This window comes from Curvibacter sp. EU05-FHT14A10 (assembly GCF_058791075.1).
In genome coordinates this window covers 14162-28823 of record NZ_JBYTDE010000030.1, presented here as the reverse complement: position 1 = coordinate 28823, position 14662 = coordinate 14162, and the positions used below count along the sequence as shown (strand labels likewise).

Annotated in this window: 16 protein-coding genes; 10 read left to right on the top strand and 6 right to left on the bottom strand. The window is 65.5% G+C overall.

Features of this window, described 5'->3' with window-relative positions:
• Positions 1 to 48: 48 nt before the first annotated feature.
• The 4 genes from glcF to AC3WUT_RS29080 all read left to right on the top strand — a co-directional run bounded on the left by glcF (position 49) and on the right by AC3WUT_RS29080 (position 3400).
• The gene (gene glcF / locus AC3WUT_RS29095; RefSeq protein ID WP_492350559.1) at positions 49 to 1278 is read left to right on the top strand and encodes a glycolate oxidase subunit GlcF; all 1230 of its coding nucleotides are present in this window, start codon (positions 49 to 51) and stop codon (positions 1276 to 1278) included.
• A gap of 47 nt (positions 1279 to 1325) precedes the next feature.
• Positions 1326 to 2396, top strand: a complete 1071-nt coding sequence (locus tag AC3WUT_RS29090) for a ProQ/FINO family protein (RefSeq protein WP_492350558.1) — start codon at positions 1326 to 1328, stop codon at positions 2394 to 2396.
• 103 nt (positions 2397 to 2499) lie between these two features.
• Positions 2500 to 2898, top strand: coding sequence for a VOC family protein (locus tag AC3WUT_RS29085; RefSeq protein WP_492350557.1), 399 nt, complete (start codon positions 2500 to 2502; stop codon positions 2896 to 2898).
• Between the two features lie 13 nt (positions 2899 to 2911).
• A complete protein-coding gene (locus AC3WUT_RS29080) occupies positions 2912 to 3400 on the top strand; it encodes an EVE domain-containing protein (RefSeq protein WP_492350556.1) in 489 nt (162 codons plus the stop codon).
• Positions 3401 to 3427: 27 nt separating this feature from the next.
• Here the strand turns inward: AC3WUT_RS29080 and AC3WUT_RS29075 are convergent, their stop codons facing one another.
• The gene (locus AC3WUT_RS29075; RefSeq protein WP_492350555.1) at positions 3428 to 3967 is read right to left on the bottom strand and encodes a cysteine hydrolase family protein; all 540 of its coding nucleotides are present in this window, start codon (positions 3965 to 3967) and stop codon (positions 3428 to 3430) included.
• Positions 3968 to 4055: 88 nt separating this feature from the next.
• Here AC3WUT_RS29075 and AC3WUT_RS29070 point away from each other — a divergent pair, with 88 nt between their 5' ends.
• The 4 genes from AC3WUT_RS29070 to AC3WUT_RS29055 all read left to right on the top strand — a co-directional run bounded on the left by AC3WUT_RS29070 (position 4056) and on the right by AC3WUT_RS29055 (position 7196).
• Positions 4056 to 4751, top strand: a complete 696-nt coding sequence (locus tag AC3WUT_RS29070) for a helix-turn-helix transcriptional regulator (protein WP_492350554.1) — start codon at positions 4056 to 4058, stop codon at positions 4749 to 4751.
• A gap of 122 nt (positions 4752 to 4873) precedes the next feature.
• Positions 4874 to 5263, top strand: coding sequence for a DUF2237 family protein (locus tag AC3WUT_RS29065; protein ID WP_492350553.1), 390 nt, complete (start codon positions 4874 to 4876; stop codon positions 5261 to 5263).
• A 6-nt stretch (positions 5264 to 5269) separates the two neighbouring features.
• Positions 5270 to 6154, top strand: coding sequence for an AraC family transcriptional regulator (locus AC3WUT_RS29060; RefSeq protein WP_492350552.1), 885 nt, complete (start codon positions 5270 to 5272; stop codon positions 6152 to 6154).
• Between the two features lie 91 nt (positions 6155 to 6245).
• Positions 6246 to 7196 carry a DMT family transporter gene (locus AC3WUT_RS29055; RefSeq protein WP_492350551.1) on the top strand — a complete coding sequence of 317 codons (951 nt, stop codon included), beginning with the start codon at positions 6246 to 6248 and terminating at the stop codon, positions 7194 to 7196.
• 13 nt (positions 7197 to 7209) lie between these two features.
• Here the strand turns inward: AC3WUT_RS29055 and AC3WUT_RS29050 are convergent, their stop codons facing one another.
• From AC3WUT_RS29050 to lplT, 5 genes are all read right to left on the bottom strand, one after another.
• Positions 7210 to 7695, bottom strand: coding sequence for a glutathione peroxidase (locus AC3WUT_RS29050; protein WP_492350550.1), 486 nt, complete (start codon positions 7693 to 7695; stop codon positions 7210 to 7212).
• Between the two features lie 89 nt (positions 7696 to 7784).
• On the bottom strand, positions 7785 to 8717 hold the full coding sequence (locus AC3WUT_RS29045; protein ID WP_492350549.1) for a DMT family transporter: 933 nt from the start codon (positions 8715 to 8717) through the stop codon (positions 7785 to 7787).
• 13 nt (positions 8718 to 8730) lie between these two features.
• Complete coding sequence (locus tag AC3WUT_RS29040; RefSeq protein WP_492350548.1) at positions 8731 to 9003, bottom strand: type II toxin-antitoxin system RelE/ParE family toxin; 273 nt, start codon at positions 9001 to 9003, stop codon at positions 8731 to 8733.
• Positions 9000 to 9293: a hypothetical protein gene (locus AC3WUT_RS29035; protein WP_492350547.1), complete on the bottom strand. Its 294-nt coding sequence runs from the start codon at positions 9291 to 9293 to the stop codon at positions 9000 to 9002. The genes AC3WUT_RS29040 and AC3WUT_RS29035 overlap by 4 nt, the downstream gene beginning before the upstream one ends.
• Positions 9294 to 9390: 97 nt before the next feature.
• The gene (gene lplT / locus AC3WUT_RS29030) at positions 9391 to 10695 is read right to left on the bottom strand and encodes a lysophospholipid transporter LplT (protein WP_492350546.1); all 1305 of its coding nucleotides are present in this window, start codon (positions 10693 to 10695) and stop codon (positions 9391 to 9393) included.
• 137 nt (positions 10696 to 10832) lie between these two features.
• Here lplT and alr point away from each other — a divergent pair, with 137 nt between their 5' ends.
• Both alr and AC3WUT_RS29020 read left to right on the top strand, forming a co-directional pair.
• Positions 10833 to 11945 carry an alanine racemase gene (gene alr / locus AC3WUT_RS29025; protein WP_492350545.1) on the top strand — a complete coding sequence of 371 codons (1113 nt, stop codon included), beginning with the start codon at positions 10833 to 10835 and terminating at the stop codon, positions 11943 to 11945.
• Positions 11946 to 12727: 782 nt separating this feature from the next.
• Positions 12728 to 14647, top strand: coding sequence for a hypothetical protein (locus tag AC3WUT_RS29020; RefSeq protein WP_492350544.1), 1920 nt, complete (start codon positions 12728 to 12730; stop codon positions 14645 to 14647).
• The last annotated feature ends 15 nt before the right edge of the window (positions 14648 to 14662 follow it).

Genomic DNA, 14662 nt, shown 5'->3' with positions numbered 1-14662 from the left:
CCAACGGCCGCCTGCGGCCCAAGAACACGCTCCTTTACCGCTCCCACCATGCAAACCCATCTCGCCCCCCAATACCAGGACAGCGCGGCCGGCCGCGAGGCCGAGGCCATTCTGCGCAAATGTGTGCACTGCGGCTTCTGCACCGCCACCTGCCCCACTTACCAGCTGCTGGGCGATGAACTCGATGGCCCGCGTGGCCGCATCTACCTGATCAAGCAGGTGCTCGAGGGCGAGGCCCCCACCCGCAAGACCCAGATGCACCTGGACCGCTGCCTGACGTGCCGCAACTGCGAAAGCACCTGCCCCAGCGGCGTGCAATACGGGCATCTGGTGGACATCGGGCGCCAGATCGTGGACGAGCAGGTGCCCCGCCCGGCGTCCGAGAAGGCCGTGCGCTGGCTGCTGAAGGAGGGCCTGCCTTCGCCGCTGTTCGCGCCCGCACTCAAACTGGGCCAGATGGTGCGTGGGGCCTTGCCACCCACGCTGCGTGCCAAGGTGCCGCTGCCCCAGTCGGCGGGGCGTTGGCCCAGCGCCAGCCATGCCCGCAAGGTGCTCACCCTGGCCGGCTGCGTGCAACCGGCCCTGTCGCCCAACATCAACAGCGCCACCGCCCGGGTGCTGGATGCCGCGGGCATCGAGTGCGTCACCGCATCCCAGGCCGGCTGCTGTGGGGCGGTCAAGTTTCACCTCAACGACCAAAGCGGTGGCCTGGGCCAGATGCGCGCCAACATCGACGCCTGGTGGCCCCTGCTCAGCAGTGGCCAGGTCGAGGCCCTGGTCATCAATGCCTCGGGATGCGGTGCCACCATCAAGGATTACGGCCACCTGCTGCGCGATGACCCGGCCTACGCCGAAAAGGCCGCCCTGGTCAGTTCGATGACGCGTGACCTCAGCGAACTGCTGCCCGACCTGGTGCCCTTGCTCAAATCGCGCCTGAAGAGCGCCCCGCAGGGGGTGGTGGCCTTCCACCCGCCCTGCACGCTGCAACACGGCCAGAAACTGCGTGGCGGCGTGGAGACCCATCTGGGCGAGCTGGGCTTCACCGTGCAGGTGGCTCGCAACGAGGCCCACCTGTGCTGCGGCTCGGCCGGCACCTACTCGGTGCTCAACCCCGACATTGCCTACGAGCTGCGCGACCGCAAGGTGGGGCATCTCGAAGCGCTGCAACCAGAGGTCATCGTCAGCGCCAACATCGGTTGCATTACCCACCTGCAAAGCGGTACCGCAACACCGGTCAAGCACTGGGTCGAGGTGCTCGATGAGGCCCTGCAAGCCTGAGTGCTGGCATGATGGCGGGTTTGTCCCTTTGCGAAATCCGTTCTGCCATGACTGAATCCGTGTCCGAAACCGCTGGCGTACCTCCTCTGGCCGATGCCGCGTCGGCGTTGCCGCAGGCCGCCGCATCCGAAGTTCCGACCGGTGCCGTCACCGCGCAGGAACCCGCTGGCGAGGCCGGCGCCCCCCCTGAGCGCGGCGCGCGGCGTGGCCGCCGCGGTGGCCGTGGGCGCTCGCGCCCCGAGGGCGGTGAGGGTGCTGCCGCCCAGCCAGCGGCCGCCCAAGCGGCCCGTGACCGGGGTCGTGACGGTGGACGTGACGGTGGTCGCAACCCAGGCCGTGAAGGTGGCCGCCGCCCGCAACGCCAGCCTGGCGCCGAGCGTGCTGAGCATGGTGCGGCAGCCCCTCAGTCGCCCAAGCCTGCCCGTCCGGCGCGCAGCCACCCCGTGCTCGATCAACTCGCCGGCCTGTACCCGGCCCTGTTTGGCGAGCAGCCCCTGCCGCTCAAGCGAGGCATCTTCCAGGACCTGCAGGACGCCCACCCCGAGGTGTTCGAGCGCGAAGCCTTGAAGGCCGCCCTGGCTTTGCACACCCGCTCCAGCCGCTATCTGACGGCGGTGGCCGCAGGCCAGCAGCGCCATGACCTGCAAGGCCAGCCGGTCGAAGCCATGGCCCCCGAGCACGTGCACCATGCCTTGCTGGAGGTGTTCCGCCGTCGCCAGCAGCGCCCGGGCGCTGAAGACCTGCGTCCCAAGCTGCGCCGGCGCATCGTGCAGGCCTTCGAAGCCTCGGGCCTGAGCTCAGAGGCCTATGCGGCCCGCGTGATCGGCCGTGACGAAGCCGCCAATGCCGTGCTCGACGAAGCCCTGGCCGAGGCCGCCGAAGCCGCCGCCCGCGACGAAGCCCGCCTGCGCGCCTTCGAAGCCAGCGGCCAGACCGTGCAGGCCTTTGCCGACATGTACGGGTTCGACCCGCGCGACGCGGCCCGCACCCTGGAGCGTGCCCAGCGCCGTCGGCAGATGGCGGCAGCCTTGGCGGCCGAGGCCACCCCGCCCGAGGTGGCTGAAGACGCTGCGGACGAGTCCGAAGCCCCTGCAGCGCCCGCGACCCCCGCAGCCTGAGCCTGCATCCGGCGCCTTGCGCGCCGCAGGCTGCTGACACCCCGTTGTCAGCAGCCCCCCCGCAACATGGCGTCCTTCACAACCCTGCTTGAAGGAAAAGACCATGAACACCTCTTCTGCCACCTCCACCCGCCACGCGATCACCTGGTTCGAGATCCCCTGCGCCGACCTGGACCGTGCCCAGGCCTTTTATGAGGCCGTGCTGGCCCGCCCCATGCACCGCGAAGATTTTGGCGGCGGCCCCATGGCCGTGTTCTGCCACGACAAGCCGGCCCCGGGCGGTTGCCTGGTGGCCGGCCCCGGGCGCCGCGTGGCCCCCGATGCGGGCGTGCGCCCTTACCTGGACTGCAGCCCCTCGCTGGCGGCGGCCGTGGCCCGCGTTGGCGCGGCGGGTGGTCAGGTGTTGGACACCTGCATCGAACTGCCCCACGGCATCGGCTTCATTGCCCATGTGCACGACACCGAGGGCAACCTGGTGGGCCTGCACAGCACTCAGCGCTGAGCCGGGGCACGCCATGCACGCCATGCCCCTGTTCCCGGATGCCCCCTTGTTGCCCGACCGTGCGCCGCGCCACTGGATGGCCGTGGCCTGCGCCGAGCACGCCCGCCGCGGCCGCGACCACGCCCCGCAGGGCTTCATGCAGGTCTGCCACGGCAAGCGAGGCCCGCTGGTGCGTCTGCAGCCCGGCGACTGGGTGGCCTATTACTCGCCCAGCACCCGCATGGGCGGTAGCGACCGGCTGCAAAGCCTGGTCTCGATCGGCCGGGTGGCGCCGGGCCAGCCCTATGCCTTCGACATGGGCGGTGGCTTCGTGCCGTTCCGGCGCGACGTGCATTACCTGCCAGTGGCCCGAGAGGTACCGATCCACCCCCTGCTGGACCGGTTCGACTTTGTCGAAGACCGCCAGCGCTGGGGCGCCCGCTTCCGCTTCGGTCTGTTCGAGCTCAGTGCCCACGACATGGGGCTGATCGCCCACGCCATGGGCGTGGCTGGCCCGGCCTGAGGCGGGTCGCCGGGCGTGAGATGGGGCTCAGGCCCCGAAACTCAGCTCGGCACAGGGCACGATCTGTACCCGAGGCCCGAAACTGCTGATGTTGCTCAAGGTGATGTTGTGGTGCGTCACCACCTGCTCTGCGCTCAGGGCCGCATTGCCGGCCGAGCCATGGCCATCGGCCGGCAGCGTCACCGGGTAGCCCAGGGCCAGCGCACGCCGGGCCGTGGTGTCCACGCAGAACTCGGTGTGCATGCCACACAGCACCAGGGCCTGGATGCCCAGCGCCTCCAGGCGCAGCTTCAGCCCGGTGTTCAGGAACGAGTCCGGGGTGGTCTTGCGCACCCGCAGGTCCAGGGTGCTGGCTTGCAGCCCGTCGGCCAACTGCCAGCCCCGCGAGCCGTGCGCCAAGGGGCTGCCCGGGCTTTCATGCTGCACAAACACCACCGGCACGCCGGCCTGTCGGGCCCGCGTCGTCAAGCCATTGAGGCGTTCGATCAGCGCGGGGGCCTGCCAGACGGCGCCTTCGCCCTCACACAGGGCTTGTTGCACATCAATCACGATCAGGGCGGTTTTCATGGCGTCGGGCTTCCGGGCAAAGAATGAACTGGCATCATCGTCGATCCGGGGCCGGCTCACCTGACCCCACCCAACCGTTCCAATGCCCATGCGCCGCGCCGACCGTTTGTTTCACATCGTCCAGCTGATTCGCGGTCGTCGCCTCAGCACGGCCGCCTTTCTGGCCGAGCGGCTGGAGGTGTCCGAGCGCACCATCTACCGCGATGTGGCCGACCTGCAGCACCAGGGCGTGCCCATCGAGGGCGAGGCTGGCGTGGGCTACCGCATGGGGGCTGGCTTCGAGCTGCCGCCCCTGATGTTCACCCAGGCCGAGGCCGGCGCTCTGCTGGCGGCCGTGCGCCTGGCCCAGGCCTGGTTCGACCCGGCCCTGGCGCGCGAGGCCGAACAGGCCCTGGGCAAGATCCTGTCGGTGCTGCCCGCAGGGGCGCGGGCGGCGGCCGAGTCGCAGGCCGTTTATGCCCCCACCCTGGGGCAGGACCCGCAGGTTCAGCAGCACCTGCAGCGCCTGCGCGAGGCGGCCCAGTCGCGCCACAAGGTGCGGCTGTGCTATCACGCGCTGTCGGGCGAGCACAGCGAACGCACGCTGCGGCCGCTGGGCTGTTTTTTCTGGGGACAGGTCTGGACGCTGGCCGCCTGGTGCGAAAGCCGGCAGGCCTTCCGCAGCTTTCGGCTGGACCGCATGACCCAGCTGGAGTGCCTGGAGGATCGCTTTCGCGATGAGGCCGGCAAGACCCTGGCCGACCTGTTGCGCGAGGTGGGCCAGGGGCGCCGCGAGCGCGCCTGATGCACGTGGACCAGGCGGGGTTTTTGTTCACATTTCACAAAGTGCAAACCAGCTTGTCGCACACTGGGGGCTGAGACCTTGAACACGCCCCCAACAATCCGGCGCCTTGGCGCAGTTTCCCCATGACCACCTTGTCTCCTGCGAAAAACGTGCTGGGCACCGAGCTGATGGCCTGCTCTTACGACCCCCTGACCGGCTACTTCCGAGACGGCTGTTGCCAGACCGACGCCGACGACGCTGGCAGCCACTTGGTCTGTGCCCGTGTGACGGCCGACTTCCTGGCCTTTTCGCTCAGTGTGGGCAATGACCTCAGCACCCCGAGACCTGAATACCGCTTTGCCGGGTTGCAACCGGGCGACCGCTGGTGCCTGTGTGCGCTGCGCTGGCGCGAGGCGCTGGAGGCTGGCGTGGCCCCACCTGTGGTGCTGGAGGCCACCCATGAAAGCGCGCTGCAGTTCGTGACCCTCGAATCGCTGCAGCGGCACGCCTGGCGCCAGCCCAGCCGGTCCTGAGCCTTGTTGAGCGCACCTGTGCCCGACGCCGAGCCCCCGTTGCGCCCCAGCGGCGTGCCACAGGCCTTTGACTCGCCGCGCGATCGCGCCCTGTACCGGCGGGTGCCGCACCGGGCCGGGGTGGAGCTGTACCGGGCCGAAATCGTCGACCACGCCTTTGCGCCTCATGCCCACGACGCCTTTGGCATCGGGGCGGTTGAGTGGGGTGTGGAGCGCTTTCGCTACCGCGGCAGTGAGCACGTGGCCGGCCCAGGCTCCCTGGTGCTGATGGATGACGATGAGCTGCACACCGGGCGCGCCGATACCGCCCAGGGCTGGCGCTATCGCATGGTCTACCTGGAGCCGGCCGTGCTGGCCGAGCTCAGCGGCCAGCCGGTGCAGCGTTTTGCCCAAGCCGCGGTGGATGACCCGGTGCTGGGGCAGCGGGTGACCCAGGCCCTGGATGTCCTGTGGGCCTGTGTCGGGCAGCCGCTGGCGTTTGACAGTCAGCTGGCCGTGCTGGTCGATGAGCTGGTGCGTCGCCATGGCCGCGCCGCCGGCATGCCGCCTCGCCAGGCCGGGTTGTCGGCGCTCACGCTGGCCCGCGTGCAGGACTACCTGGAAGCCCACCTGCACCAGACCTTGCGCCTGGACGAGCTCGCCGGGGTGGCGGGGCTGTCACCCTTTCATTTTCTGCGCCGCTTCCAGCAGAGCACCCGCCATACCCCGCAGGTCTACCTGCAGGCGCGCCGAGGGGCCCGGGCCAAGGCCTTGCTGGCCCAGGGCGTGGCGCCGGCCGAGGTGGCCGCCAGCGTCGGGCTGGTGGATCAGCCCCACCTGAACCGGCTGATGCGTCGCCTTTACGGCATCACCCCGGGCGCCTACCAACGCCAGCTGGATTTGCGTTCCTGAGAGGCCGCAGCGCAATCCGGTACAAGACCGGCGCCTGTGCCTGGGGCACACTGCGCCGCTTCGACCTTTTGCTGAGACAGCCGATTTCCCCATGGCAACTGCCGATCTGATCCGAGGCGTGGCCTATGCCCTGGCCGCCGGCCTCATGTGGGGCCTGGTCTTTGTGGCCCCCGCCCTGTTGCCCGATTACCCGCCGGCGGCGCTGGCCTTTGGGCGCTACATCGCCTTCGGCGTGGTGGCCTTGCTGCTGGCCTGGCCTGACCGCAGTCGCCTGGCGGCGCTGCGCCGCGCCGACTGGGTGGAGGCATTCAAGCTCGCGTGGGTGGGAAACATCCTGTACTACCTGTTTCTTTCGGCGGGCATCCAGGCGGCCGGCGTGCCCCTGGCCAGCGTGTTGATCGGTACCCTGCCGGTGGTGATCGCGGTGTGTGCCAACTGGCATGACCGCTCCTTGCCCTGGGCCCGGCTGATGCCCTCGCTGGGCCTGATCGTGGGGGGCATCGCCTGCGTCAACCAGTCGGAGATGGCGCGCCTGGGCGGTAGCGAAGGCCATGCCTACGGGCTGGGCGCTGGCCTCACTGTGGTGGCCGTGGCCGCCTGGACCTGGTACCCCATCCGCAATGCCCGCTGGCTCAAGGCGCACCCGGGCCTGTCGGCCACCACCTGGACCACCGCACAAGGCCTGGCCACGCTGCCACTGGCGGCATTGGGCTGGCTGGCCTGGGGCCTGTGGCAGGGCCGACTGCCCGGGCAGACCTGGTGGATGGGCCTGGGGCCCCAGCCGGGCCTGTTTGTGGGGCTGATGCTGGCCATGGGCCTGTTCGCCTCCTGGGCCGGCACCCTGGCCTGGAGCCGGGCCAGCAAGCTGCTGCCCACCTCATTGACGGGCCAACTGATCGTGTTCGAAACCCTGTCCGCCCTGGCCTACGGCTTCCTGCACCGCGGCCAGTGGCCTGGCTGGCTCACCGGGACCGGCATCGGCTTGTTGATGGGCGGGGTGATGATGGGCGTGCGGGCCTTCCAGCGCCCTGTGGGGCACTGAACCTGGCCCCAGATCAGCTGGCCAGCGCCTGCTCAATGTCGCCGGCCAGCCTGGCCGGGGCATCCTGCGGCGCGTAGCGACGGATCACCCGGCCATCCCGGCCCACCAGGAACTTGGTGAAATTCCACTTGATCATCTTGCTGCCCAGCAGACCCGGGGCTTCGGCGCTGAGCCAGCGGTACAGGGCGTGGGCGTGGGGGCCGTTCACCTCGATCTTGCTCATCATCGGAAAGCTCACGCCGTAGTTGACCTGGCAGAAGCTGGCGATCTGCTCATCGCTGCCCGGGTCCTGGTGGCCGAACTGGTTGCATGGAAAGCCCAGCACCACCAGACCGCGCCCGCCATAGCGCTGATTCAGCGCCTCCAGCCCCGCAAACTGCGGCGTGAAACCACAGGCGCTGGCGGTGTTCACGATCAGCAGCACCTGCCCCTCGAATTGCTTCAGGGGCACGGTCTGGCCGTCGATCTGCTGGGCTTCGAAATCGTAGACGCTGGGCATGCAAGGATCCAATCGATGGTAGTGGGGTGGGCCATGCTAGCGGGGGCCCAACAGCCGTACCGTCAGAAGTGCGACATTCCGTATCGCCATCAATGCGCGGCGCCTTCGCCGGGGGTGCTGGGTGCCAGCGCCTGCCAGGCGGCAGCGGCCACGATCAGTGCACCCCCCAGCCACACCCGCAGCGGCAGCTCGGCCGCCCCCAGCAGCACCGAGGAGGCGCTGGCAAACAGCACCTCCGACAGCATCACCAGCGAGGTGGTGCTGGCGGCCAGGCGCGAGGCGCCGTATTGCAAAGCCACATTGCCCAGCAGGTAGGCCAGGCTCAGCCCGGCGGCCAGCAGCAGCCAGCCGGGTGCGGCCGCAGGCAGGGGGCTGATGTGGCCCTGGACCACCCCCAGCGCCGCCGTGGCGCACGACAACACCGAGCCACCGCCGAACATGGCCAGCACCCGGGACTCGGCCGGGGCGTTGCTGAAACGCTTGAGCAACACATTGGTCAAGGCGAAGCTGGCACCGCCGCCCAGGGCCAGCCAATCGGCCATGGACTCGGGCACCGGCCAATCCACGCCCGGCGCTTTCAGCACCACCGCCACCCCGGCCAGGGCCAGGGCCATGCGCAGCAGCGAGACCAGGCGCGGCCGCTCACCCAGCAGCCACCACGCCAGCAGGGTGGACCACACGGGCATCAGGTAGAACAGCAGCACCACGCGCACCACATCGCCCACCGTCACGGCCCAGTTGAAGCACACATTGGTCATGCCCGCGCCCAGCGACAGCAGCCACAGCCCGCGGTGCCGCAGCAGGCCACCCAGCGCCCCGGGGCGCAGCAGCAGGGTGACGCTCAGCGACAGCAGGTAGATCAGCGCGGTGGCCCACAGCGGGTGCAGGCCGGCCTGCTCCAGTTGGCGCAGTGGCCACCATGACACGCCCCAGACGAAGGCGTTGAACATCAGGGCCAGCACACAGGGCAAGGCTTGCAGTGAGGCGTGATTCGGGGGGCTGTGCAGGGCAGGTCGGTTCATGAGGTGGGCTGGGTCATGGCCAGGTGCGGGCCGTTTGCACCAGGGCCAGAATCCACACCGTGTCACTCTGTACCTCGTAGACGAGGCGGTAGTTTTCGTGGGGAATCAGTTCACGCGTACCCGGGATCAGGCCGGCCTGGCCCAGCAAGGGGTGCCCGGCCAGGCGAGCCGCCCATTCGGCGAAGAGGTGGTCCATCTGGATGGCGGCCAGCGGGTTGCCCTGGCGGGTGTAGTCGAAGATGTCGCTGCGGTCCTGCTCGGCGGCCGAGGCCCAGAAGACCCTCATGTGACAGCCCGCCCCGCCTGGGCCAGCAAGGCCGGGTGCCGGGCTGCAAACCGGGCGTCTACCTCGCCCGCCGCGTGGTACCGGCCCGCGCGCACCTGCTCACGCGCAGTGGCAACCTTGTCGTGCAGAAACGTGGCGTAGTCGTGTGCCTGATGCTGGCGCTGCACAAAACCGCGGACCAGGTCTTGCAGGATCTGCTCGGCCGGCTGACGGTGCGCCTGGGCTGCCGCCAGGAAGGCGTCCCGCAGTGCGGGCTCCAGCTTCAGGGTGAAGGCGGCGTTCTTGGGCATGGGGGGCTCCCGCTGTTGAGGCGCTGAGGCGGGTTATACACCGGCCAGGTGACCACTCAGGTGAGCACCCAGGTGAGCGCCCTCCTGGATCGAAACCTCAATGCCCTTGGTCGTTGCGCGCCAGCGTGATCAGCGCCTTGAGCTCGTCGGCGTGCTGCACGCAGTTGTGCTGGTGCCAGCGCTTGATCAGCCACATGGCCACCGCCACCACCAGGCCGAAGGCCGTGATCGCGCCGAAAGCCGACAGGCCGAACTTGGTGGACAGGCTGTAGAAAGCGCCCAGGGCCAGGATGCAGGCCTGTTCGTTGAAGTTCTGCACCGCAATCGAGCGGCCTGCGCCCATCAGGTTGTGGCCACGGTGTTGCAGCAGCGCGTTCATCGGCACCACCAGGAAGCCACCCAGGCCCCCCAGCAGGATCAGGAAGGGCGCGGCCAGCCAGACGTTGTCGATGTAATTCATCAGCACCACCAGCACGCCCATGGCAATCCCCAGGGGCATGACGCGGGTGGCGTGCTCCAGGCGCATGCGCATCGAGGCCACCACGGCACCCACGGCCGTGCCGATGGCCACCACCCCGACCAGGGACGAGGCCTGGGTGGTGCTGTAGCCCAGTGCGGCCGCACTCCAGGCCAGCACGATGTAGCGCAGGTTGCCACTGACGCCCCAGAACAAGGTGGTGGTGGAGAGTGAGATCTGGCCCAACCGGTCGTGCCACAGGCGCGAGTTGCAGGTCCAGAAATCGGGCACCAGGTTCAGGGCATTGCGCAGCACGCTCTGCTCGGGGTTCTGGCGCAAGGAGCGCATGGTGACGCCGGTGTGCGGGATGCGGGTGTTGAACCAGGCGGCCAGTGCGTAGACAAAGATCAGCACGAAGATGGCGGCCTCGGGCGGGGTATCGACCCCGGTGTCGAACACCGGGAAGTCAAACGACAGCAACAGGCCCGACACCGAATGCCCCACCAGTTGCCCCCCCACCAGCACGCCCAGGATGATGGAGGCGATGGTCAGCCCCTCGATCCAGCCATTGGCCTTGACCAGTTGCGAGGCCGGCAGCAGTTCGGTGAGGATCCCGTACTTGGCCGGCGAGTAGGCCGCCGCGCCCAGGCCGATCACGGCGTAGGCCATCAGGGGGTGGGTGCCGAACAGCATCAGCAGACAGCCCAGCACCTTGATCGCATTGCTGATGAACATCACCTTGCCCTTGGGCTGGGCGTCGGCAAAGGCCCCCACAAAGGGCGCCAGGATCACGTAGAACAGGGCGAACATGGGCACCAGGGCCGCGCGCTGCCACTCGGGGGCGCCTTCGCTTTTGAGCAGTTCAACCGCGGCCACGAATATGGCGTTGTCGGCCAGCGAGCTGAAAAACTGCGCCGACATGATGGTGTAGAAACCGCGCTTCATGGAGTGGCTGATTCGTGCATCAGCAAAACTGATACTTTTGTAATGTTGAACGAGGCCTCAAAAAGGCAAACGGTTATATCACGCGCCCCCCGGGCTGAAATGCCAAAATCCCCTTACTTCGACTTCAGCTTCCCGTCATGCCGCGTCCCATCCAGGCCACCGTTCACACTGCTGCGCTGCAGCAAAATCTGGCGCAGGTGCGTCGTTCCGTGCCCGACGCACGGGTCTGGGCGGTGGTCAAGGCCAATGCCTACGGCCATGGCATCGAGCGGGCCTTCGAAGGTCTGCGGGGTGCCGACGGCTTTGCCCTGCTGGACCTCGCCGAAGCCGAGCGCGTGCGCCGGCTGGGCTGGCGTGGCCCCATTCTGTTGCTGGAGGGGGTGTTTGAATCGCGCGACCTGGAGCTGTGCTCGCGCCTGGATCTGTGGCATGCGGTGCACTGCGACGAGCAGATCGACATGCTGGCCGCTCACAAGACCCAGGTGCCGCACCGGGTGTTCCTGAAGATGAACTCGGGCATGAACCGCCTGGGCTTCACCCCCGAGCGCTACCGTTCGGCCTGGACCCGGCTCAATGCCTTGCCCCAGGTGGACGAGATTTCGCTGATGACCCACTTCAGTGACGCCGACGGCCCGCGCGGCATCGCCCACCAGGAAGAGGCCTTCCTGGCGGCCACCGCCGACCTGCCCGGTGAACGCAGCCTGGCCAACAGTGCGGCCACGTTGCGCCACAGTGCGCAGCCCCGCGTCAAAAGTGACTGGGCGCGCCCCGGCATCGTGCTGTATGGCAGCGCGCCTGATTTTCCGGAGCACAGCGCCGCCCACTGGGGCTTGCAGCCCACCATGAGCCTGAACACCCGCCTGCTGGCCGTGCAGACGCTGGCGCCGGGCGCCACCGTGGGCTATGGCTCGCGCTTCCAGGCCGAGGTGCCCATGCGCGTGGGCATCGCCGCCTGCGGTTACGCCGACGGCTACCCACGCCATGCCGACACCGGCACCCCCATCCTGGTGAATGGCGTGCGCACCCGCCTGGTGGGCCGTGTCAGCATGGACATGCTGATGCTCGACCTCACGCCGCTGGAACAGGCCGGCGTGCCCTTCGGCTTCGGCAGCGAGGTCACGCTGTGGGGCCGTTCGTCCAAGGGCGCCGTGCTGCCCATCGACGAAGTGGCCCACGCCGCCGGTACCGTGGGTTACGAACTGATGTGCGCAGTGGCGCCCCGGGTGGCCATGGCCGTGGATGTTGCTTGAGTTCGCTTCTCTCCCGGGGGGCAGAATAATCCGGACCTGCCTCTTCCCGGTGCAGTTTCCACCCGTGGTCTCAGCATGGGGCCATGTTCTACCTGATGGCCAGCCCTGTTCGTACAGGTGGGCCCGGGGTTCAAATGAAAGCGCCGGCCCCCCAAAGTTGCCCCGCTCAACTTGACGGTCTCTTGAGGCGCCAATACTCATACTCATTGGCGTTACATCAACCCCACATTCGGGTGCCCACACTGCTGTTGCCCCGAATGGGGAGGGCTACTGTGACGAGTGGTTGAGTAATTCAATTGATCGGCACTTCTGAGCAAGCGTGGGCTCGCTGAATGGCATCTGTAACAGAAGAGACTTCTGGTTTGAGGTCACCGAATGCCTCAACTGAGAATTGCCGCTCCTCAGAGCTCGTCACGGTTGCCAATAAAGGGCCATCCGGTGGGCATCACAACCAGAAATCGGCCAGGATCGTCCGCCTTGTCGAGGAGGATGTAAATTTCTTTACCTGTTAGACTGAGGTTCAAAAATCTTTTTGGTTGGCAGTTGAGACACCTGTTTTAAACAGTTCGTTGGAGGGCCCACGCTCATTGATGAGCCAGTTGCAGGTGACCCGACATCCCGGTTTTGACCCCAAACCTCAGCGCTGGCTCGCTTTCTTGAGGATGCCTCTTGCGAATAACCGGATTTTGGTAAGAAATGCATGAAAAATCTAGAATTTCGTGTCCGAGGGGATGTTCTTTATACACTCCGTGTTTTCTCTGTTTTTATTGCGGTGAAGTAAAGTGAAGTGGATAGAGAACGTCAATGATTCGACCCACCAGCAGGCGAACGTCTCAAGGCTGTTTGTTCTTTGGTCTGTTTTTCTTTGCTCCCTGCCGGCGATCAGTTTTGGGTTGAGCTTGATAGCATGGATATCCAATGGCATTGATCTACCCAATTACGATGACTGGCGATTTCTTGATAATGAGAATCTAGGGGCGTTCAGCTTTTCTCGATTTTTGACAATTGGTGGGGGAACTCTTGCGCCCGTAGGTTACTTTTTGGATGATTTGGCGCAAAAATACCTTCGTGGAAATTCTGTTGCGTATCAGGCACTCAGTTACACCGTCGTGATGGGGGCGTTGCTTGGGCTTCAGTGGGTGATTTTGCGAAAAGTGTTGCGTGATTTTGTTTTGTGTGCCGCATGCTTTTCATTCACCCTGTTCATGTTGCAGCCTGGATCCTATTGGGGATCTCAGAATTTGGCATATCACCAGGCGCTTCCATTGATATTTCTCCTGGGTATCGTTCGTCTGATGTTGGCGGACTCCATGCGGGATCGCTATCGGCAACCCCTCGTTTTTATCTTGGGGCTTCTTGCTGGAATCTCTTATATATCCGGTGCTTTTGCCATATTGGCGACGGGTGTTTTCCTTTTTTGCTTCTCAAGGGTGTTGCTTCGCAGGGCCAATCAGTCCGGGGTCTCACTGTCTCGAGCCGGGATCACTCTGACACTGGTTGGTTTGATCACTGCTTTTGAACATTGCTATTGGGCATTGCTTCCGCGTAATGGCGTGGACCCGCATCCAGTACCCAAGGCTTGGCCCTATGAGCCGGATTTCTGGTGGTATCTGCTGGGTAAGTTGGGTCGGGCATTGTTACTGCCGGGTGGATTGCCAGGCCTTTCTCTCGGTCTGTCGTTGGTCGTTGGCGCCGCCATTCTGGTTGGCATGTGCTGGGCCGTGAGGTATCTGGTGCGTTTAGAGCATGTCGATGACCGATTGGTCCACTTGATGAGCGTTGTCGGGCCTTTGTTTTCTGCCGTGGCGGTGTACCTGTTGATCGTGGCTGCTGGGCGAACCCATTGGCGGCCCGAGGGAGTTCGTCTGCCTCTGGAGATCTTCAACTTTGGCATGGAACGATTCCATTATTTCTGGGTGACATTGTGGTGGCCATGGTGTGCCGGTGTTGTTTGCTTTGTTTTCTTGAGATCTCGGCCAGCTTCGATGAAGTGGCTCCGTCGACTAAGCATGCTTTCGGCTTCATTTGCTGTTTTTTATGCTGTTCATGCCGGTGCGCTGGAGCATTTTCGATATTTTCGAGATGTTGGCGGGTCTCAGTTGGCACTTCGTGATTGTCTGATTGAACGACTGCAGGAAGGTCGTCCATTAAAATGCCCGCAGGTTGATTTTTTGCCTGATCTTTCAAGGTCTTATGCCTATGCCCGGGCTATTAATGCCTCGTTTATTCGCTCTGTTCCGGTTTTGCCCTCTGCCGATGATTCGGATTTGGTGACCAGTTGGTACAAGCTGACGCGGGATCGGGCCCTGGCGCAAACTGCTTGGCGTAATATCACCTCGCAACAGAGTCTGAAGGGCGTTGAAATGATTGCTGGTCATAATCCCCAGATTTTGGTGCAATTGCCAGATGCATTGCCAATGAGAAGTTGCAAAATCTTGGAGGTCGCCCTTCAGATGCAAAGTCAGCAAGCTGATGTGGTGCGGGTTTATGCCCCGGTAGGGGAGCAGGATGAATTCGAGGCAGGCAGGTCATTGACGCAGCCTGTTCACGCATTGGATGATGGCAAGTTCGAAACTTTGAGTTTTATTCTGGAGAACGCAACTGGCTTCGGTCATAGAGTGCGAATTGACCTGGCTTCTTCGAGCTCCTCCGTGCGCTTGAAAGACATCGATCTGCGCTGCAAGCTCAGAGTGCCCTCTTGATGGCGTTGTTTTTCA